This is a genomic window from Aliiruegeria sabulilitoris, from assembly GCF_001558155.1.
GTDB classification, from domain to species: Bacteria; Pseudomonadota; Alphaproteobacteria; order Rhodobacterales; family Rhodobacteraceae; genus Tropicimonas; species Tropicimonas sabulilitoris.
In genome coordinates this window covers 15,493-34,687 of record NZ_LOAS01000011.1, presented here as the reverse complement: position 1 = coordinate 34,687, position 19,195 = coordinate 15,493, and the positions used below count along the sequence as shown (strand labels likewise).

Here is a 19,195-nt window from a genome sequence, read left to right as displayed (position 1 = left end):
GGTGGGGGATCAGGGCTAGGCCACGGGTACCATGACCATGCCATTCGATGCCGACTCCGAACTGACGGACGAAGCCCTCCTGGCGCTCTATGCGAGCGGCAACCGGGGGGCGGCGCGTACGCTGACGCTTCGGCTGACGCCGCGGGTCCTGTCGCTGTCGGCACGGATGCTGGGCGACCGCTCCGAGGCCGAGGACGTGGCACAGGAAGCCATGTTGCGGCTGTGGAAGATCGCGCCGGAATGGCGCACGGGCGAGGCGCAGGTCTCGACCTGGCTGTACCGGGTGGCGTCGAACCTGTGCACGGACAGGCTGCGCCGGCGGCGCGGGGTCGGGCTGGACGATGCTTTCGGAGAAGGTGTCGAGCCCACGGACGAGCAGCCCCGCGTCGAGGAGCGGATGCAGACCACGCAAAGGGCCACGGCCTTGCGCGAAGCGCTGGCCGAATTGCCCGAGCGGCAGCGGCAGGCGGTGGTGCTCCGCCACCTGGAGGGGTTGTCGAACCCCGAGATCGCGGCTGTGATGGAAATTGGCGTCGAGGCGGTCGAAAGTCTGACCGCGCGGGGCAAACGCGCATTGTCCGCACTTCTGAAGGGGCGGCGTGCAGAACTGGGGTTGAGCGATGATGGCTGAATTCGAAAAGCAGAGCGAACAGGAACTGGAAGCGCTGTTCAAGGCGCTGCGAGACGAGCCTGAAGAGCCCTCTTCGGACCTTCTGGCCCGCGTGCTGGCGGATGCCTACGAGGCGCAGGATGTGCGGACGGCAGAAGCCGTGCCCGAACCTGCCCCGGTTGCTCCGCAGCCTGCCCGTCGCGGAGGGATCCGTGGCCTGCTGGACATGATCGGCGGCTGGCCGGCGGTGGCTGGACTGGCCACGGCAACGGTGGCCGGGATCTGGATCGGGTATAACCCGCCCGCCGCGCTCGATGACCTGACACTGTCGGTCATGGAAAGCAGCTACAGTTATGACACCAGCCTCGGCTCGATGCTGCCGGTATATTCCGAGCTGCTGGCGGAAGGATAGGAACTGCAGAAGATGACGGATCAAACGCCGATGCCCGAAGACCAGAGCAAGCCGCGCCGCCGTATCGGGCTGCGCGTGCTGTTGTTCGTTTCGCTGGCGCTGAACATGGTGATCCTCGGTGTCGCCGGCGGGGCCTGGCTGAATTTCTCGCGCGGGGAGGACCATCCGCGCCTCATCGCCCGCGATCTGGGGCTTGGACCTTACCTTATGGCGCTCGAACCACAGAGCCGCAGGCAACTCGAGCAGGCGGCCCGCTCGCAGCGTGGCAAGGTCAACGTCAACCGGGCGGAGTGGCGCAATCTCTATACTGAGACCCTTGAGGCGCTGCGCACGGACCCGTTCGACGCGGATCGTCTGCGGGTCGCGATTGCGCGGCAGTCCGAGTTGGCGGCACGCAGTCGCGAGGTCGGGCTGGAGGTGATGGTCTCCCAACTGGAAGCCATGAGCCCCGAGGAGCGCGCCGCTTTCGCCGATCGCCTTGAAAAGGGTGCGCAACGTGGTCCAGCAATGCACGAGGGAAAACGCGGCGAGGGAAAACGCGGCGAGGGCATGCGGACGAATATGCCGCCTCCTCCGTCGCAATGACGAAGGTGCCGGTCACGTTTCTCAACGCCTGATGGCTGTTGCGCTTTTTACGCCGCCGCCTGGCCGGAGGATTTGATCACAACCCGGTTCCGGCCCATGTTCTTGGCGTTGTAGAGCGCCTTGTCCGCCCGATCCAGCAATTCCGACAGCGTTGCATGCGTGCCGGCTGGCCCGCCGCCATCGGTGATCAGGCCGATGGAGATCGTCTGGATCAACGTCATGGGAGCCGCCTGCCCGGTCTTCCGGGGCAGAGTGATCGGCGCGGTACAGACCTTTTCCCGAAGCCGCTCGGCGGCACTGAGCGCGGCGTCCGGAAGGATGTCCGGCAGGATGGCGATAAACTCCTCACCGCCGATCCGCGCCACGAGATCGACGCTCCGCAAATTGTTGCTGAGCGCCTCGGCGACTGTCTTGAGCACTTCGTCTCCGGCCGCGTGGCCATGGGTGTCGTTGACCTGCTTGAAGTGATCGAGGTCTATCATCATTACCGCGAAACTGCGATCATTCGCGATCGCCCGCTCGCGGACACGGGTCAGGTGCGACATGGCATAGCGGCGGTTGTAGAGCCCGGTCAGAGGATCGGTCACGGCCATCTGCAACCCGTCGCGGACCCGCGAACGCAGCCGGTCCCCCTGACGTTTGCGGGCAAGCTGCGCGCGAAGGCGAAGGGCCAGCTCGTCGAAATCGAACGGCAGGTTGATGATGTCCGACGCACCCATGTCCAGCGCCATCGTGGCCGGCATGCGGGCGTCCACATCGACCGCGATGAGAATCCCGGCATGGCGGGTGGCCTGCCGCGAGCGCAGCTCGGACAGCAGCATGAGCCCTTCATTGCTGCGTGAAAGGTCTGCCGCGATGACGTAGAGGTCCGGCAACTTCGGACCGTTTGCGTTCCGCAGGACTTCGCCGGGGGAATGGACTTCGATCTTGTCGTGCAGCTTGCCTTGCAGCCCCCGGCGCCAGGCAAGCGCGGTGGCCTCATCGGCTGCAACAAGGCAGATCCGCCCCGCCGCCACGAATCCGCTCGTCGGTTCGGCAAAGCCGAGTGCTTGCCGGGTGCCTTCACGCAGGGCCAGCTCGGCGGCGACGCCGCGTGCCCGTATCAGCGAGCGGACCCGGGCAAGAAGGCCCAGATCGTCGAGCGGCTTTGTCATGAAATCCTCGGCGCCGGCTTCCAGTGCGGCGATCTTGGAAGCGGAATCGTTGGAGGCAGTTACCATGATCACGGGTATGTCGGCTGTGCGATGGTCGGCCTTCAGCCGCCGACAGACCTCCAGCCCGTCAAGTTCGGGCATGGAAATATCCAGAAGGATCAGGTCCGGTTTGTCCCGCTGCGCCACCTTGAGCGCTTCCGCGCCGCTGCCAGCTTGCAGAACATCATAGGCGGCGCTTGCAAGCTTCACCTTCAGGATGATCCTGTTTGTTGCAACGTCGTCGACGACCAGTATTCTACCGGGCATTGCGCCGCACTCCCCTCGTGAGCTCTCGCGAACTCTTGTGGTACTCATTCTTTGTTGAGATTGGTTAAGGAAACCTTTCTCGAATCTTCACGAGGCGATGATGCAGAGTAATTCCGCCGAAACCTTGGCATTGCTGGCGCTTGCGTGGCTTTCCGGAAACGACGATTTGCTGCCGGTTTTTCTCGGAGCGACCGGTGCGAGCCTGGAAGATATGAAGACGCGGGCAGAAGATGCCGAATTTTTGGGCTCCGTTCTAGATTTCATCATGATGGACGATGCCTGGGTCATGGCTTTCTGCGAATCGCAGGAGCTGCGATACGAGGAGCCGATGGCGGCACGGCAGGCGCTGCCCGGTGGCGCATTGCCAAACTGGACCTAGCAAGGGGCGAAGGAATGTCCGAAATCCGCGGGTTGCTGTTCGACAAGGACGGCACGCTGTTCGACTTCCAGGCGACCTGGGGCGGCTGGGCATCCGATCTCATGCTGGAACTGGGCGAGGGGGACGAGACCCTTGCGGAGCAGCTTGCGCAACGGATCCACCTGAACCGCGCGGAGCGGCAGTTCGCGCCAGAATCCGTCGCGATCGCCGGAACTGTCGACGATGCCGTTGCGGCCCTGCTCCCGGGACTGCCGCATCTCGACTATGACAGGCTGCTCCAATGGATCGTCGCGAGTTCCGAGCGCATAGCGCCGGCACCAGCGGTGCCGCTCCTGCCGCTGTTGGAGCGGTTGCGTGCCGACGGCATGGTGCTCGGAGTGGCAACCAATGACGCCGAGAGCGCCGCTCGCGTGCAGTTGGGCGGTGTTGGTGCATTGAGCATTTTCGATTTCGTCGCAGGCGCCGATAGCGGCTTTGGCGCCAAGCCCGGGCCGGGCCAATGCCTGGCCTTCTGCGCAGCCACCGGCCTGCGCCCGGACCAGGTCGCCATGATCGGGGACAGCACGCATGACCTCCACGCGGGGCGGGCTGCGGGAATGGTTCCGGTCGCGGTTCTGACTGGACCGGCAGGGCACGAGGATCTTGCGCCATTTGCCTCTGTCGTGCTTCCCGATATCGGCCATTTGCCCGGCTGGCTCGCCGGGGGCTGAGGCCGCGTCCTCCGTTTCCGACATGCCCGGTCGCATTCCGGCACTCCGTTGCATCCCACCTGCGGGCATTCTGGAAGGATCAAAGGGGACGCGGAATGAACGGCGACATGAACAGGGAAGCGGAAACTGTCGGGGAGAAGGGCGCGCGCCGCCGGGGGCGCGGCGGTGGGCGTGCCGGAAATGCCCGGCGGCAGGCCGGTGGCGTGATCGAGCAGATGCCCTGGCTTCTCCCGCAGAATACGGACCGGCCGACCGAACCCCTCGGCGAAGAAGGCGTTCTGGCGATTCACGACGGCGCGATGCGGGTTCTCGAGGAGATCGGAATCGAGTTTCTGAACGAGGAAGCGCTCGATCTGTTCCGTGCCGCCGGCTGCCGTGTCGAAGGCACCAATGTGCGCATGGGGCGCGACTGGGTGATGGAGATGGTGCGCGAGGCGCCGGACAGTTTCACCATCACTCCGCGCAATCCTGACCGCCGGATCACGGTTGGCGGGCGCACAATCCTGTTCGGGAACGTCTCGTCGCCGCCGAATTACTGGGATCTGGAACATGGAAAACTGCCGGGAACCCGCAAGCAATGCGCCGACCTCCTGAAACTGACCCAGTATTTCAACTGCATCCATTTCGCTGGTGGCTACCCGGTGGAGCCGGTGGATATCCATGCCTCCGTGCGCCATCTCGACGTGCTCCATGACAAGCTCGTGCTGACCGACAAGGTCGTTCACGCCTATTCGCTCGGGGCTGAGCGGGTCGAGGATGTGATGGAAATGGTGCGGATCGCCGGTGGGCTGAGCCACGCGGAATTCGAAGCCACGCCCCGGATGTATACCAACATCAACTCCACCTCGCCGCTCAAGCATGATGTGCCGATGATCGACGGCTGCCTGCGGCTGATTCGGCGCGGGCAGGCCGTCATCGTGACGCCCTTTACACTTGCCGGGGCGATGGCGCCGGTAACCATGGCCGGCGCCGTGACCCAATCCATCGCGGAGGCGCTGTCCGCGATTGCCCTGTTTCAATGGGTACGCCCGGGCTGCCCCTGCGTGATCGGGACATTCACGTCCAACGTGGACATGAAATCGGGCGCACCGGCCTTCGGCACACCGGAATATATGCGGGCAACGCAGATGACCGGCCAGATGGCGCGGTTCTATGGGTTGCCGCTCCGGGCCAGCGGTTCCTGCGCGGCGAATGTGCCCGATGGGCAGGCCATGTGGGAGACCTCCAACGCACTGTGGTCGGCCGTGCAATCGGGCACCAATATCGTCTATCACGCGGCCGGCTGGCTGGAGGGGGGCTTGATCGCGAGCCCGGCGAAATTCGTCATGGATTGTGAAATTATTCAGCAAATTCAACGGTATTTTGATCCCGCCATTGTGGCGACCGGCCCTGAGGATGTCGCCGTGGAGGCGATTGCCGAGGTCGGCCCGGATGGGCACTACTTCGGCACGCCGCATACCCAGAGCCGATATAGCACGGCCTTCTACCAGCCCATCCTGTCCGATTGGAGGAACTACGAGGCCTGGGCGCTGGATGGCGGCACCTGGACGGCGGAGCGCGCGCATGCGCTCTGGAAGCGGATCGTCGCGGATTTCGAGCCACCGGCGCTGGAGGCCGGTATCGCCGACGAGCTGGCGGAATTCGTCGAGCGGCGGAAATCCGAAGGTGGTGCGCCGACCGATTTCTGATCGCGGTCAGCCGGGCACCTGTTTTCGATTTCTTAAACCCACCAGCCTAGCCTCCTTCGAAAGAAAAGGCGCCGACATGCATGGGTTAGTGAACCGGTCGATCCAGTGTTTCGTTCAGGACAATTACGGGCAGCCCGTCTGGGTGGAAATTGCCCGCCAGATAGAAATTGAGGTCAGCGGGTTCGAATCGATGCTGACATATGAAGACTCCCTCTCGAATGCCTTGATCGAAGCAACATCCGGCCTGCTCGACAAACCGGAGGACATGCTTCTGGAGGATGTGGGGACTTACCTTGTGAGTCACCCGAACACGGAGGCGATTCGCCGACTGCTGCGCTTCGGGGGGCAAACCTTCTCGGAGTTCCTGCTGTCGCTCGATGACCTGCCAGATAGAGTCCGGCTGGCGGTTCCGGATCTTTTGCTTCCGAACCTCGAGTTGCTGGGAGGCGAGGACGGGCAATTCGAACTTCGCGTGGGCGGGCCGGAGCCGCGCTATGCCTGTGTGCTCGTGGGAATCCTGCGTGCCATGGCGGATGATTTCGGCGCTCTTGCCTTTCTGGAACTGGAGAATACGTCGGACAAGGTGCCGATTATCCGCATCAGCCTGCTCGACAGCGCCTTTTCCGAAGGTCGAAGTTTCTCGCTCGCACGCCCGACAGCCAATGCGCCGGAGCCGCAATCATGAGCGGCCCGGATTACATCGCCGTGCCAGTAATGACTGGTCCCGTCGGATGTCCCGCCGCTTTGCCGCCAGTTTCGTTGGACGCGACCTCGCTGCAACGGCTGATGCCCATGCATCTGGTTTTGTCGCAGGATGGCCGGATCCTCCGGCTCGGACGCAGTTTGCGCAAATTACGACCAGATCGGGACTTGGAAGGCGAAGATTTCTTCGAGGTTTTCGAACTTCGTCGGCCACGGGGCGCCCGAAGCGTTTCCGAGCTACTGGCTGTCGAAGGCGGTCGTCTTTCGCTGAATTTGCGCGACCAGGCCCATGGTTGCTTCAAGGGCGTGGTCGTTCCGATGTTCGAAAGTGACGAGGTTCTGCTCAACCTGTCCTTCGGCTTCTCCCTCGTAGATGCGGTGCGCAGCTTCGATCTTACAGCGGCCGACTTTGCCGGAACAGATCTTGCCATCGAGATGCTTTACCTCGTTGAGGCGAAATCGGCGGCGCTCCAGGAATCCAAGAAACTGAACCAGCGGCTGCAGGGGGCAATGATCGCGGCCGAGGAACAGGCCTTCACAGATACGCTGACCGGTTTGAAGAACCGGCGCGCCATGGACCATGTCCTGACCAGGCTCGGTGCGGACGGCATCCCGTTCGGTCTGCTTCATCTCGATCTCGACTATTTCAAACAGGTCAACGATACCCATGGCCATGCCGCTGGCGACGAAGTTCTTCAGGCTGTCGCCAAGATCCTCGTTCACGAGACACGCGAAAGGGACATCGCGGCGCGGGTCGGGGGAGACGAATTCATCCTGATATTTCAGAAGCTTGCCGATGTAACGATCCTGTCCGATATCGCGGACCGGATCATTCGCCGCCTCGAGGACCCGATTCCATATGGAGACTCGCGGCTTCGAATTTCGGGGAGCATCGGTATCACGACCAGTACGCAGAACCCGGCAGCGGACCCCGAAAGCATCCTGGAAACTGCCGATCTGGCGCTCTACGCGTCGAAACGGGCCGGGCGCAGTCGTGCGACCGTCGCGCCGGTCCGATACCATGAAACGAGAAGCGCCGCATATCGGACCGCAGAGCCGTGATTGACTGGTAGCCGAGAAGAATTGCGTGAGTTTGGCCGGTCGGCGGGTAACAGGCACCGCCGAAGCGGAGATCACCTATCTTCAGCCCACGATCATGGCCGCTTAACAGTAGAATCGTGGGTTCAGAATCTTTTGGGACTGCAGAGAAGCGGCCAATTGGGGCGCGAAAGAAATTGTCGTTCAGGTTGTCATGGACTGTATTGACCTCGCCGGTCAGCATATCGTCGCCGTCGCCCCAGAAGGCATTCCAGTCGCCCGGGGATCTGTGTGATACTCTCGCCGGGCAGGAACAAGAGCACCTCGCCGGACTCGAAATTGTACGCGATGCCGTCGCGCATCACGGTGCCGCCGGCGCTTACGTCGAAATTGCCCTCGACGATCTGGGCCCGGCCCGGATCGAGGACGCCAAAAAGAAGGCCCAGTATTTCCGGCGAAAGACGGAGACGATTTCGAAAGTCGAAGCACGGACAACCCAACACCTTGGAACGTGCGAAGAAGCCCTTGGTGCCGGCTGCTGCCGTTCTCTGTTCAGGCGGGGGCAAAGGCTAGGCGAAACTGACGGCGCATGGTGGGACCGAGCTTATCGTCGTCGGCTGCGATCACATCCAAGACGGGAACTCGCTCAACGCCCGATACGACAAGTTCATCAAGCCCTTATGTGGACTAGCGGGCGTTTAGCCCGCAGAAATCATCCATGCATCGTTGAGCCGGTCAAATGTCACCTCGGAGCCCGGAAATACACTTTCCAGTGGACTGGCGAAGGTAGGCAGCTAAATTCTATCCAGCTCCTCTCACAGGGCCAAGATCATGCACCCTACGGAAAAGGTTGTTCGACAATTTCACGAGTCGTGGGATATGCGCGATCCTGATCGCGGCGCAGAGGTAATCGCTGACGACTGCGCTTTCGAGGATATTGCCCGCGGCGAGAAGCTTCCTGGAAAGGAAGCCTACAAGTCGGACTATTTTCGCTGGCGCGAGGCGTTCCCGGACGGACTTTGCAAAGTCGAAAACGTCATTGTCAGCCAGGACGGGCAGTGGGCGACGGTCGAGTTTCGTAACACTGGCACGTATACCGGGGTTCTACGCTCAAGCCTTGGAGATTTCCCGCCGACCGGCAAGAGAGCCGAAGTCCGGTATTGTTCAGTGATGCGCGTCAAAGATGGCATGGTGGTCGAGGGACGAGATTACTATGACAGCGCCACCATCGCTCGGCAGTTGGGACTGATCAGCTGATCGAACAAATTTGCTTGTCTCCGTCTGAGTTTCAAAGGCGGCAAACCAAGCATGGAAAGCAGTCCGTATTGTCCGCATAGGTGACCATCCCGGTTTGCGCCCCCCCCCCGAGACTTCAACTGTTTCGGTTGCCGGGTTCCATGCCGTGTCGAAATCCATCGCGGGCATTCCTTCGCAGATAGATCCCCATGCCGATACGATTCACGAAAATCTGAAGGAGGTCGGCCGGGCAATGGGACCACAAGAGTCGGCGCGGCTGCAGGAGCTTGACCAAGGCCCGACGCTGCATTTTTAGCCGTTCAACCTTCGGTTCGCCGACTGGACGCCCTCTCGGGCTTGCTGGCACGTGCCAGTGGCGGCTCCGCCATCGGGCGAGCATAGTGGTGGCTCTGCTCGGGGAGCTTCTCCAGGTTCAACGCAGAGCGAATCCGATGGTTTTCCATACCTTGCCGTTGCAGATGCTCGGCAATGACAAGGCGACAGGCTTTGAGCAGCTTCGCCGATCCCATGCCGTTGAGAGAGGTTTCAGCCGGAATTTCAGCCTTGAAGCGGTGTTCGAGGTCGATCGCTTCCTGGCGGCTGTCCGTGTAGGCCTTGACCTCAAACGCCATCGGCCAGCCTTCTATCAGCGCGGCGGCCGAGGCGATGTGAATTGCCCGGCTGTGATGCGATCTGGTCGAGGGGACGCCCCGCAACAACCGGTCCACTTCCCGGCAGGCGCGATTGCGAATGGCGGAGAGCTTGCAGGTCGTGCGACCGGTATAGGTCAACCGCCCCTCCGGATAGTCCATGTGGATCTGGTATATCACGTAACAAGGACCATTTTCAGGCCGCTCAACCCGCGCCATGTCACACCTCCCCCTTAAGTTCGGCAGCCGTCTCCTTCTCAAGGCAGCGTCTGGAGGACAGCAATAATAATATATATCAAAAATACACCCTATCAAGTTGCGGCATCAGTCGAGACATATATTCTGCGCGATGGGCTGCGGCATCGGCGGAAAATGGCATCAGCTTGTCAGGCTCGCGAACAAGGCGGGCAGTTTTTCCGGCAGTCGCGCAACTTGGTCCATGATGGTGTAATTATTGGTGCCGAAGACCCGTTTGACATAGCTGTCGGCTTCCGGGTCCAGCGTCAGGCAATAGGTAAGAACCCCTTTCGCCTGCAACTCATCAACCGCCTTTTTCGTGTCGTGGCGCAAGTGTTGCGGGTCGCGCTCGTCGATATCGGCGGGGGCGCCATCGGTCACCAGCAAGATCAGCTTGCGCTGCTCGGGCTGTTTCAAAAGTCCGACCCCGGCATGGCGCAGCGCCGCGCCCATGCGGGTCGAAAGCCCGCCCTTCATCCCGTCGAGCCGCGCCTTGGCCTCGTCGTCGAAGCGCTGGTTGAAATCCTTGAAGCGGTAGTAATGCACGTCATGCCGCCCGTCGGAGGCGAAACCGTGGATCGCGAACGGGTCGCCGATGCCCGACATGGCCGTGGCCACGAGCGTCGCGGCTTCACGGGTCAGCTCCAGCACGGTCTTGTCGCTGCCCGGGGCGGCGTCGTTCGTGCTCTCGGAGAGGTCCAGCAGGAGCGTGACGGCAAGGTCGCGGGAGTTGATCACGTTGCGCATGGTGATGCGCGGGTTGGGCTGCTTGCCCATGCGAATGGCGATCATCGCGTCCACGGCGGCGTTGAGGTCGATCTCGTCGCCATCTTCCATGTTGCGTACCCGTTGCACGCCCGCCGGCGTCAGCATGTCGATGATCTGGCGGATGCGATGCGCGACGGGCCGGTGCTCGGCGAGGATCGCCTCGACATTGCCCGCATCGCCCTTGCTCGCGCGACGTTCATAGACCGTGGCCCAATCCGGCCGGTGCAACTGCACCTGGTAGTCCCACTCGTGGTAGTGGAAGGGGGCCGAGATCGGCTCCTTGCCCCACATGTCGTTGAAGCTGGTCGTCGCTTCGCCAGCATCCTCGTAGGGCATGAACTCGTCCATGCAGACCCAGATCTCCTGCGCGTCGTCCCCGGCCAGTTCGGCATCGACCTCATGGGCCATCTCCATGACGGAGACGTATTTCCGGACCTGCCGCTGGCTGGCCGGGATGTACTCGGCGCCGTGCGAGGCCCAGTCGAACTCCTCGAACTCCCAGACGAAACGGTTATCGTCGCGATACGGGATGCGGATGGCGTTGAGAATGCGCAGGCTCGGTACATCGCGGTTGGCAGCGAAAATGTGGAACAACTCCAGTCCCAGGTGCCAGGACAGGCTATTGTCATCGGAGCGGGCGGAGAGTTCTTCATGGAACTTCGCCCCGAGCGCGTCGAGCGCCTCCCGCCCCGTCACCGCTTTCGGATCGTTCAGCAGGGCCGCAAATTTCTCCAGCCATTCGATGGTTTCATGTTCCGCGCGGTTCTCATGCGAACGCTTCAGCAACCGGCCCCAGAGCTTGGCCAGCCCCGGAAAATCCCGAGCGGCCCGCCACTCCACGCGCGCATCCTCGATCAGGCCGATGAAGAACATCTGCGCCGGTGTCAGTTGCTCGGCGGAGATCGGCGCGGTGGTGTATTGCATATGTGCGGCCTGATGCGCGGCCATGGCGCGGTAAAGCTCGGTCCCGGTCACGTCGCCTAGGTCGTCCAGCGCATCCGGCAGGTGCATGACGTGGTTCTCGATATAGGGGCGGAACCCTTCGTGATCGGCTGCGGTCGGGCGCAGGAAGAAGTCGCGCCCCCAGAGCGCGCGCAGGTAGAAATTCAGCTTCCGCTGGCTGTCGATGAAGAGCGTTCCGCGCCGCTCCTGCTGGAGCATCTTGCGGGAATCGGCGCTTTCCAACGCGAAGTAGCGGGTCAGGTTGGGCAGGTCGCGACGATAGGCTTCCGCCCCGAAATTGGACCAGCGGCGCAGGCCCGAAAGGGTAAGCTTGGACAGAAGCTCGTCGATATTGGAGAGCATGGGCCGCAACCCGCGCGCCGCCTTGGCCGAGAGCGAATGGATCAGCGCGAGGTAGCCACGCAGCAACTCCGGATCGCCCAGACGGCGCGCGGCGGTGGGCAGCGAGGAGACCAGCAGCGCGATCACTTCGCCCGAGGTCATCGAGCTGAGTTTCATCGCCGCGGAGAGGCAATCGCGGATCACGTCCTCGCCGCATTCCTTCACGACCGACGGCATGTTCTCCAACCAGGCGAAAACGAGGTCATGGCCGCGCCCGAGATTGGTGAGCCCCCGCGCGCCCTCCATGTAATCGGACAGGCCCGCCGGGCTCATCACCCGCGCCGCATCGTGAAAGACCGGCTCGATCGTCTCGACCAGCTCGGGCGGCGCCTTGGCGAAACAGTCGCGATAATCATCGAGGGTGATGGTCATGGCGGTCTCCTCAGACGAAGAAGGTTTCCACCGCCGCTTGCAGCGTCTGGCGCATGTCCGGATCGTCGGTCAGCGGTGTGACCAGCGTCATCTGGCAGGCGGCTGTCGGCTCCACCCCTTCGGCGATCATCTGGCCGGCATAAACGAGCAACCGGGTCGAGATCCCCTCGTCGAGCCCGTGCCCCTTGAGGTTGCGCGTGCGGTGGGCAACCTGCACCAGCTTGCCGGCGGTCTCGCTATCGACCCCGGTTTCCCTTGCCACGATCTCGGCTTCCAGTTCGGCTTCGGGATAGTCAAAATCCAGCGCCGCGAAGCGCTGCTTCGTGGACTGCTTCAGGTCCTTCATCAACGACTGGTAGCCGGGGTTGTAGCTGATCACGAGCTGGAAATCCGGATGCGCTTCGAGCAACTCGCCCTTCTTGTCGAGCGGCAACTGGCGGCGATGGTCGGTGAGCGGGTGGATGACGACGGTCGTGTCCTGCCGCGCCTCGACCACCTCGTCGAGATAGCAGATCGCCCCGATCCGGGCGGCGGTGGTGAGCGGGCCATCCTGCCAGACGGTGCCATCCTTGTCGAGCAGGTAGCGCCCGACCAGATCGGAGGCCGTCATGTCTTCGTTGCAGGCCACCGTGATCAGTGGCCGGCCAAGTTTCCATGCCATGTATTCGACAAAGCGCGATTTTCCGCAACCCGTCGGCCCCTTGAGCATCACCGGCATCCGGCGGGCGTATGCGGCCTGGTAAAGCGCGTCCTCGCCGGCGGTCACCCGGTAGAAGGGCTCGGCGCCGACTCGGTACTGTTCGATGTTCTGGACGTTCATGTTCCCTCCCCCAAGCGATCCCCGGCCCGTGTGCTATGAGCCGGGGGCGCAATCAGACCGGCTTGCCGCGAAAGACGACCATTTCCGCGCCCTTGGATTGCTTGTAATTGTCGAAGCCGACCAGCCGGACATGGTTGGCGGGGTGCGCCTTGTGGCAGGCCTCGGCCTCTGCCAGGATCAGGTCCACATCGGTCTCGCCGAACATCGGCAGCTTCCACATGTACCAGTAGTGGTCGAAGGCATTTTCCGGCTCGGTATGCTCCACGGCCGGGTTCCAGCCCTTGGACACGATGTATTCGACCTGCTTGCGGACGCTGTCTGCATCCATTTCCGGCAGGTAGGAGAAGGTTTCGAACTTGCGGCTAGTGACGTCGGAGAGCGACGATTGATAGTCCTGCATGGCGCTCATGGCGGTATCCTTTCGAATGTCTGGTCTGGCCGGCCCGCATGTAGGGCCGGCGGGTATGTCGGGAAGATCAGCGGTGCTGAACATCGAGCTTGTCGACCGTGTCGAACTCGAACTTGATCTCTTTCCAGGTCTCCATCGCGGTTGCGAGCTCTGGGCTGGATTTGGCGGCAGCGGTCAGGATGTCCTTGCCTTCCTTCTCCAGCTCGCGGCCCTCGTTGCGAGCCTGAACGCAGGCCTCGACCGCCACGCGGTTGGCCGCGGCACCCGCCGCATTGCCCCACGGGTGGCCCAGCGTTCCGCCGCCGAACTGGAGCACGGCATCGTCGCCGAAAATGTTGACCAGCGCGGGCATGTGCCAGACATGGATCCCGCCCGAGGCCACGGCGAAGGCGCCGGGCATGGAGCCCCAATCCTGGTCGAAGAAGATGCCGCGGGAGCGGTCTTCCTTGACGTATTTCTCGCGCAGCAAGTCGATCCAGCCCAGCGTCGAGGCCCGGTCACCCTCCAGCTTGCCGACGACCGTGCCGGTATGTAGGTGGTCGCCGCCAGACAGGCGCAGCATCTTGGTCAGTACGCGGAAATGGATGCCGTGGTTCGGGTTGCGGTCCAGAACGGCGTGCATGGCGCGGTGGATATGCAGCAGCATTCCGTTGTCGCGGCACCAGTTGGCAAGCCCCGTGTTGGCCGTGAAACCGCCGGTCAGGTAGTCATGCATGATGATCGGCGCGCCGAGTTCCTTGGCATATTCGGCCCGCTTGTACATCTCCTCTGGGGTCGGCGCGGTAACGTTCAGGTAGTGGCCCTTGCGCTCGCCCGTTTCGGCCTCCGCCTTGTGGATCGCCTCCATCACGAAGTCGAACCGCTGGCGCCAGCGCATGAAGGGCTGGGAGTTGACGTTCTCGTCATCCTTGGTGAAATCCAGTCCGCCACGCAGACCCTCATAGCAGGCACGCCCGTAATTCTTGGCAGAAAGGCCGAGCTTGGGCTTGATCGTGCAGCCAAGCAGCGGGCGGCCATACTTGTTCATGATATCCCGCTCGACCTGAATGCCGTGGGGCGGGCCGCCGCAGGTCATGACATAGGCGATGGGGATGCGCACATCCTCCAGCCGCAAAGCGCGGACGGCCTTGAAGCCGAAGACGTTGCCAACCAGCGAGGTCATCACGTTGACGACCGAGCCTTCTTCGAACAGGTCGATCGGGTAGGCGATGAAGGCATAAAAGGCCTCGTCGCTGCCCGGCACGTCCTCGATGGCGTAGGCGCGGCCCTTGTAGTGATCCAGATCGGTCAGCAGGTCGGTCCAGACGGTGGTCCAAGTGCCGGTCGAGCTTTCGGCGGCCACGGCAGCGGCGGCCTCCTCGCGCGGCACGCCTTCCTGCGGGATGATCTTGAAACAGGCCAGAAAATCGGTGTCGCGCGGCGTGTATTCCGGGGTCCAGTAGGTCTCCCGGTATTCCTTCACACCAGCACTGTAAGACTTCACTCCATCTTTCGGCATCTCGATTTCCCTCCCTGTATTCGAGTGTTGAAACCAGGGTAGTTGACCGGAATGCTAAGTAAAATTAGATTGTATTTATCCAAAACATAGAGAAATACGTATGGTAAAGCTTGTCCCGCCGACCTTCCAACAGATGCGCCTGTTCGAGTCCGTGGCGCGGCACGGATCGATCACGCGGGCCGCCGAGGAGGTGCATCTTGCCCAGCCTTCGGTTTCCATGCAGGTAAAGGCGCTGGAAGAGAAACTCGGCCTTCCGCTGACGGAAAAGATCGGGCGCGCGCTGTTCCTGACCCCGGCGGGGGAGGAGGTCGCGACGGCCTCGCGCGACATCCTCGCGCGGCTTGCCGAGATGCAGGCGACGCTGGAGGATATGCACCGGGAAGTCGCCGGGCCGCTCTCCATTTCGGCCGTGTCCACGGCGAAATACCTGCTGCCGCAGCTCCTGGGTCGGTTCAAGCGACGCTACCCGCGCGTGGAACCACGGATGCAGTTCACCAATCGCGAGACGGTTCTGGCGCGGATCGCGGAAAATGCTGACGACCTCTATATCATCGGGCGTCCGGCCGAAGAGGAGACCGTCATTGTCGAGCCATTCCTGGAGAACACGATTGTCTTCGTGGCCGCAGCCAACCACCCGCTGGCGGGCGCCCGGGGAATTTCTCCGGAACGGATTGCGGCGGAGAAGGTGATCCAGCGCGAGCGGGGGTCGGGCACGCGGCTTGCGGTCGAGCGGGTGTTTCGGGACGCCGGGGTGGAGCTTCCGGCGCATATGGAATTCGACGATGTCGAAGCCATCAAGCAGGGCGTGGTGTCCGGGCTGGGGGTGGCCTACCTGTCGCTCCACTCGCTGCGCCTTGAGCTGGCGGCGGGCGAAGTCGTGGTGCTCGACGTTGCGGGGTTTCCGCTGGAAAGACGGTGGTATGCCGGGCGGCGCAAGGGGCGGCGACTGAGCAATGCGGCGCAGGCTTTCCTCGATTTCATCCAGCAGGAAGGCGATCTCGCCGCGTCCGTCTAGCGATGCGCTTCAGGCCGATACGCCGGCAGTCTGATTGCTTGCCGACAAGAGGTCTCGTAGGAAATCCGGCAAATCCGCCGACCTGTAGCTGTCGGCCCGCCATTGCGCCTCGGAGAAATCCTCCGCCTTCGTGAAGACAGAGGGAACCGCCAGGGTCGCAATTCCGGCACCTCGCGCGGAAAGCAGGCCATTTCGGCTGTCCTCCAGCGCAACGGCCTGCGCAGGCGCGATCTCCAACCGCTCTAACGCAAGCTCATAGACATCCGGTGCCGGTTTCTTGCGGGCAACCTCGTCTCCGGCGGCGATCTCGTCGAACAACGCCTCTGCCGGCTGGCCCCAGCAAGCCCTGCAGAGCGTGTCCACGTTCGGACGGTTGGTCGTGGTGGCTATGGCCAGCCGCAGGCCGGAGCGGCGTGCGCCCGCCACCAGGTCGCGAATGCCCGGACGCAACGCCAGCCCGCCAGCGACGATCATTTCGGCATAACGGCTGGTTTTGGTCGCGTGCAGGGCGGCGATCACTGTATCGGTGGGCTGCTCCGCGCCGATCTCCTGCCGGTAGCGGCGCATCCGCTCCTTGCCGCCGGTCGTCCGCAGCAGGCCGGTGTAATCCTCCCGCGTCCAGTGCCAGTCGAGGCCAGACGCGGTGAAGGTTGCATTGAAGGCCAACCGGTGAATTTCTTCGGTCTCGGCCAGCGTTCCGTCCACGTCGAAGATCAGCGCGCGCAACATCACGCGACCCGCCGTAGCATAGCGTCGATCAGACCGGGCAAATGCGGGTAACGCGAAAACGTCGCTACATAGGGCAGGGCGCTCATCCTGACCTTGCTATAGCCCTCGGTGAAGAAGACGAAGGGAATGCCGGCCCGGCTCGCGGTTTCGCCGTCGATCTCGCTGTCACCGATGAAGAACGCCGGCCCCTCGCCCATGCTCTCCAGTGTGCGCAGGAGTGGCGCGGGATCGGGCTTGTGGACCGGCAGGCTGTCACCGGCGGTGATGGCATCGAAGCAGGTATCGATCTCCAGATGCCGCAGAAGCGCCATGCAGGGACCTAGCGGTTTGTTGGTACACAGGCCGAGGCGGTGGCCGGATTCCCTCAGGCGCGACAGGATCTCGACGGCACCGGGATAGGGCCGGGTGTGCTCGACGGCGTTTTCGTAGAGCGCCATGAAACTGGCAAGAAGGCGGGGCTGTTCGCTTTCCGGAATGCCATGTCTGGCCCGCATCTTCCGGACGAAAACGGCGGTGCCCTGGCCGATGAAGTCACGGGCCTCGCCGAGAGTAATCGGGGCAAGGCCTTCGCCCGTCAGCACCCGGTTTGCGACAGCCTGCAGGTCGGGGGCACTGTCGACGAGCGTTCCGTCGAGATCGAAGACGAGCCGGGCCATCAGGCGACCTTGCCGATGGACTGGGCGGAGTCGCGAATGGTGCGGATGTTCTCGCCATAGGCAGCGGGATTATCCACCGAGCCACCCCGAAATACCGCCGATCCAGCAACCAGCACATCCGCCCCGGCAGCGGTGACGAAGGGGGCGGTGACTGGATCGACTCCACCGTCAATCTCGATATGGATCGGTCGGTCTCCGATCATCGCGCGCAGGGCACGGATCTTGGCCGTCATGTCGAGGAATTTCTGCCCGCCGAAGCCAGGATTGACTGTCATGACACAAACCAGGTCGGTCAGATCCAGAAGGTGTTCAACCGCCTCGGCAGGCGTGCCGGGGTTCAGCGCCACCCCGGCCTTCATGCCAGCGGCCCGGATGGCCTGCAGGGTACGGTGGGTGTGGGGGCCGGCCTCGACATGCGCGGTCAGGATATCGGCGCCCGCCTCGGCATAGGCGTCGATATAGGGATCGACCGGCGCGATCATGAGATGCACGTCCATGACCGTCTTCACATGCGGGCGGAACGCTTTCACCGCCGGCGGGCCGAAGGTGAGATTGGGAACGAAATGGCCATCCATCACGTCCACATGCACCCAGTCGGCCCCCTGAGCCTCGATGGCACGGATCTCGGCGCCGAAATTGGCGAAATCGGCGGAGAGGATGGACGGGGCGATCTTGATGGAGCGGTCGAAGGACATGGAGATCTCCTGCCTGTGAATCTGTTGCGCGTGAGTGTTCTTGCCAGGAAGAAGGGCAGGCCGCGCGCCCAGGCGGGGCGGGCCTGCCCGTGTGTTCAGTTCAGGCGGCGCGGGCGGTTGCGGGATGCGGATCGAGCGTGCCGGCGGCATAGCGGGTTGCCATGTCGTCCATCGGGATGATGCGGATCCGGCTGGCACGTCCAGCGGTGCCGAAACGTTCGAAACGGTCGCGACAAAGCTCCTGCATGGCGTCGCGTGCGGGCTTGAGGAATTTGCGCGGGTCGAACTCGCTTGGGTTCTCCTGCGCGACCCGGCGGAACTGCGCGGTCATCGCCATGCGGCAGTCGGTATCGATATTTACCTTTCGCACGCCGTGACGGATGCCGCGTTCGATCTCTTCGACTGGCACGCCATAAGTCTGGGGCATCTCGCCGCCATGGGCGTTGATGATGTCCTGCATTTCCTGCGGCACTGAGGAAGAGCCGTGCATGACCAGATGCGTGTCCGGCAGGCGGGCGTGAATGGCCTCGATCACGTCCATGGCGAGGATGTCGCCGGTGGGCTTGCGCGAGAACTTGTAGGCGCCGTGCGAGGTGCCGCAGGCGATGGCCAGCGCGTCGACCTTGGTATGGGCGACGAAATCCGCGGCTTGATCGGGGTCCGTCAACAGCATGTCGTGGCTGAGCTTGCCCTCGGCGCCGTGGCCGTCTTCGGCCGCGCTCTCGCCGGTCTCCAGCGAGCCGAGAACCCCCAGCTCGCCTTCGACCGAGGCACCCACCCAATGGGCCATGCGCGAGACGCGTTCGGTGATGGTCACGTTGTAGTCATAGGAGGCCGGCGTCTTGCCATCGGCTTCGAGCGAGCCGTCCATCATGACGGAGGTGAAGCCATGCGAGATGGCAGTCATGCAGGTGGCCTCGTTATTGCCATGGTCCTGATGCATGCAGAGCGGGATGTTGGGATAGATCTTGGCCAGCGCCTCGACCATCTTGGCCAGCATGATGTCGGTGGCATAGCCGCGCGCGCCACGCGAGACCTGCATGATCACCGGGGCGTCCACCTCCTTGGCCGCCTCCATGATCGCCTGTCCCTGTTCCATGTTGTTGATGTTGAATGCCGGTACGCCATAGCCATGCTCGGCGGCGTGATCCAGCAACTGCCGGAGCGTGATCAGTGCCATGT

20 protein-coding genes and 1 pseudogene are annotated in these 19,195 nt (G+C 62.9%); 10 read left to right on the top strand and 11 right to left on the bottom strand.

Annotated features, from left to right (window positions below; genetic code table 11):
* Positions 1-31: 31 nt before the first annotated feature.
* Genes AX756_RS11355 through AX756_RS11345 form a run of 3 tightly spaced genes read left to right on the top strand, consistent with a single transcriptional unit; the run spans position 32 to position 1,607 of the window.
* Positions 32-631 (top strand): RNA polymerase sigma factor, encoded by a 600-nt coding sequence (locus AX756_RS11355; RefSeq protein ID WP_068311255.1) that lies wholly within the window; start codon positions 32-34, stop codon positions 629-631.
* Positions 624-1,022 carry a hypothetical protein gene (locus AX756_RS11350; protein WP_156461469.1) on the top strand — a complete coding sequence of 133 codons (399 nt, stop codon included), beginning with the start codon at positions 624-626 and terminating at the stop codon, positions 1,020-1,022. The genes AX756_RS11355 and AX756_RS11350 overlap by 8 nt, the downstream gene beginning before the upstream one ends.
* A 12-nt stretch (positions 1,023-1,034) precedes the next feature.
* Positions 1,035-1,607, top strand: a complete 573-nt coding sequence (locus tag AX756_RS11345) for a periplasmic heavy metal sensor (RefSeq protein ID WP_068311251.1) — start codon at positions 1,035-1,037, stop codon at positions 1,605-1,607.
* Between the two features lie 47 nt (positions 1,608-1,654).
* On the opposite strand, the gene AX756_RS11340 is transcribed toward AX756_RS11345, so the two are convergent.
* On the bottom strand, positions 1,655-3,067 hold the full coding sequence (locus AX756_RS11340) for a diguanylate cyclase (RefSeq protein WP_068311250.1): 1,413 nt from the start codon (positions 3,065-3,067) through the stop codon (positions 1,655-1,657).
* Between the two features lie 100 nt (positions 3,068-3,167).
* Here AX756_RS11340 and AX756_RS11335 point away from each other — a divergent pair, with 100 nt between their 5' ends.
* The 5 genes from AX756_RS11335 to AX756_RS11315 all read left to right on the top strand — a co-directional run bounded on the left by AX756_RS11335 (position 3,168) and on the right by AX756_RS11315 (position 7,608).
* Positions 3,168-3,446 carry a DUF3572 domain-containing protein gene (locus AX756_RS11335; protein WP_082739080.1) on the top strand — a complete coding sequence of 93 codons (279 nt, stop codon included), beginning with the start codon at positions 3,168-3,170 and terminating at the stop codon, positions 3,444-3,446.
* 14 nt (positions 3,447-3,460) lie between these two features.
* On the top strand, positions 3,461-4,156 hold the full coding sequence (locus AX756_RS11330; protein WP_068311247.1) for an HAD family hydrolase: 696 nt from the start codon (positions 3,461-3,463) through the stop codon (positions 4,154-4,156).
* Positions 4,157-4,251: 95 nt separating this feature from the next.
* The gene (locus AX756_RS11325) at positions 4,252-5,844 is read left to right on the top strand and encodes a trimethylamine methyltransferase family protein (protein WP_231701040.1); all 1,593 of its coding nucleotides are present in this window, start codon (positions 4,252-4,254) and stop codon (positions 5,842-5,844) included.
* Positions 5,845-5,920: 76 nt separating this feature from the next.
* A complete protein-coding gene (locus AX756_RS11320; protein ID WP_068311246.1) occupies positions 5,921-6,529 on the top strand; it encodes a heme NO-binding domain-containing protein in 609 nt (202 codons plus the stop codon).
* A complete protein-coding gene (locus AX756_RS11315; RefSeq protein WP_231701039.1) occupies positions 6,526-7,608 on the top strand; it encodes a GGDEF domain-containing protein in 1,083 nt (360 codons plus the stop codon). The genes AX756_RS11320 and AX756_RS11315 overlap by 4 nt, the downstream gene beginning before the upstream one ends.
* Positions 7,609-7,720: 112 nt before the next feature.
* Here the strand turns inward: AX756_RS11315 and AX756_RS26770 are convergent.
* A pseudogene (locus AX756_RS26770) lies at positions 7,721-7,924 on the bottom strand (D-lyxose/D-mannose family sugar isomerase); the annotation flags it as partial.
* 491 nt (positions 7,925-8,415) lie between these two features.
* On the opposite strand from AX756_RS26770, the gene AX756_RS11310 reads away from it, so the two are divergent.
* On the top strand, positions 8,416-8,841 hold the full coding sequence (locus AX756_RS11310) for an ester cyclase (protein ID WP_082739063.1): 426 nt from the start codon (positions 8,416-8,418) through the stop codon (positions 8,839-8,841).
* 299 nt (positions 8,842-9,140) lie between these two features.
* Here AX756_RS11310 and AX756_RS11305 read toward each other — a convergent pair whose 3' ends face one another.
* From AX756_RS11305 to AX756_RS11285, 5 genes are all read right to left on the bottom strand, one after another.
* Complete coding sequence (locus tag AX756_RS11305; protein WP_156461468.1) at positions 9,141-9,689, bottom strand: hypothetical protein; 549 nt, start codon at positions 9,687-9,689, stop codon at positions 9,141-9,143.
* A gap of 159 nt (positions 9,690-9,848) precedes the next feature.
* Positions 9,849-12,191 (bottom strand): nitric oxide reductase activation protein NorD, encoded by a 2,343-nt coding sequence (locus AX756_RS11300; RefSeq protein WP_068311242.1) that lies wholly within the window; start codon positions 12,189-12,191, stop codon positions 9,849-9,851.
* Positions 12,192-12,201: 10 nt separating this feature from the next.
* Positions 12,202-13,011: a CbbQ/NirQ/NorQ/GpvN family protein gene (locus AX756_RS11295; RefSeq protein ID WP_068311241.1), complete on the bottom strand. Its 810-nt coding sequence runs from the start codon at positions 13,009-13,011 to the stop codon at positions 12,202-12,204.
* 52 nt (positions 13,012-13,063) lie between these two features.
* Positions 13,064-13,420 (bottom strand): ribulose bisphosphate carboxylase small subunit, encoded by a 357-nt coding sequence (locus tag AX756_RS11290; protein WP_068311240.1) that lies wholly within the window; start codon positions 13,418-13,420, stop codon positions 13,064-13,066.
* A 67-nt stretch (positions 13,421-13,487) separates the two neighbouring features.
* On the bottom strand, positions 13,488-14,918 hold the full coding sequence (locus AX756_RS11285) for a form I ribulose bisphosphate carboxylase large subunit (RefSeq protein WP_068311239.1): 1,431 nt from the start codon (positions 14,916-14,918) through the stop codon (positions 13,488-13,490).
* A 100-nt stretch (positions 14,919-15,018) separates the two neighbouring features.
* Between AX756_RS11285 and AX756_RS11280 the strand changes: the two genes are divergently transcribed.
* Positions 15,019-15,933, top strand: coding sequence for a LysR family transcriptional regulator (locus AX756_RS11280; RefSeq protein WP_082739062.1), 915 nt, complete (start codon positions 15,019-15,021; stop codon positions 15,931-15,933).
* A gap of 9 nt (positions 15,934-15,942) precedes the next feature.
* Here the strand turns inward: AX756_RS11280 and AX756_RS11275 are convergent, their stop codons facing one another.
* From AX756_RS11275 to fba, 4 genes are all read right to left on the bottom strand, one after another.
* Entirely contained in the window at positions 15,943-16,662 is a 720-nt protein-coding gene (locus tag AX756_RS11275; RefSeq protein ID WP_068311237.1) for an HAD-IA family hydrolase, read from the bottom strand.
* Positions 16,662-17,318: an HAD-IA family hydrolase gene (locus tag AX756_RS11270; protein WP_068311235.1), complete on the bottom strand. Its 657-nt coding sequence runs from the start codon at positions 17,316-17,318 to the stop codon at positions 16,662-16,664. Before AX756_RS11270 ends, AX756_RS11275 begins: the two co-directional genes overlap by 1 nt.
* The gene (gene rpe, locus AX756_RS11265; RefSeq protein WP_068311601.1) at positions 17,318-18,013 is read right to left on the bottom strand and encodes a ribulose-phosphate 3-epimerase; all 696 of its coding nucleotides are present in this window, start codon (positions 18,011-18,013) and stop codon (positions 17,318-17,320) included. Before rpe ends, AX756_RS11270 begins: the two co-directional genes overlap by 1 nt.
* A gap of 100 nt (positions 18,014-18,113) precedes the next feature.
* The gene (gene fba / locus AX756_RS11260) at positions 18,114-19,193 is read right to left on the bottom strand and encodes a class II fructose-bisphosphate aldolase (protein ID WP_068311233.1); all 1,080 of its coding nucleotides are present in this window, start codon (positions 19,191-19,193) and stop codon (positions 18,114-18,116) included.
* Between the last annotated feature and the right edge of the window lie 2 nt (positions 19,194-19,195).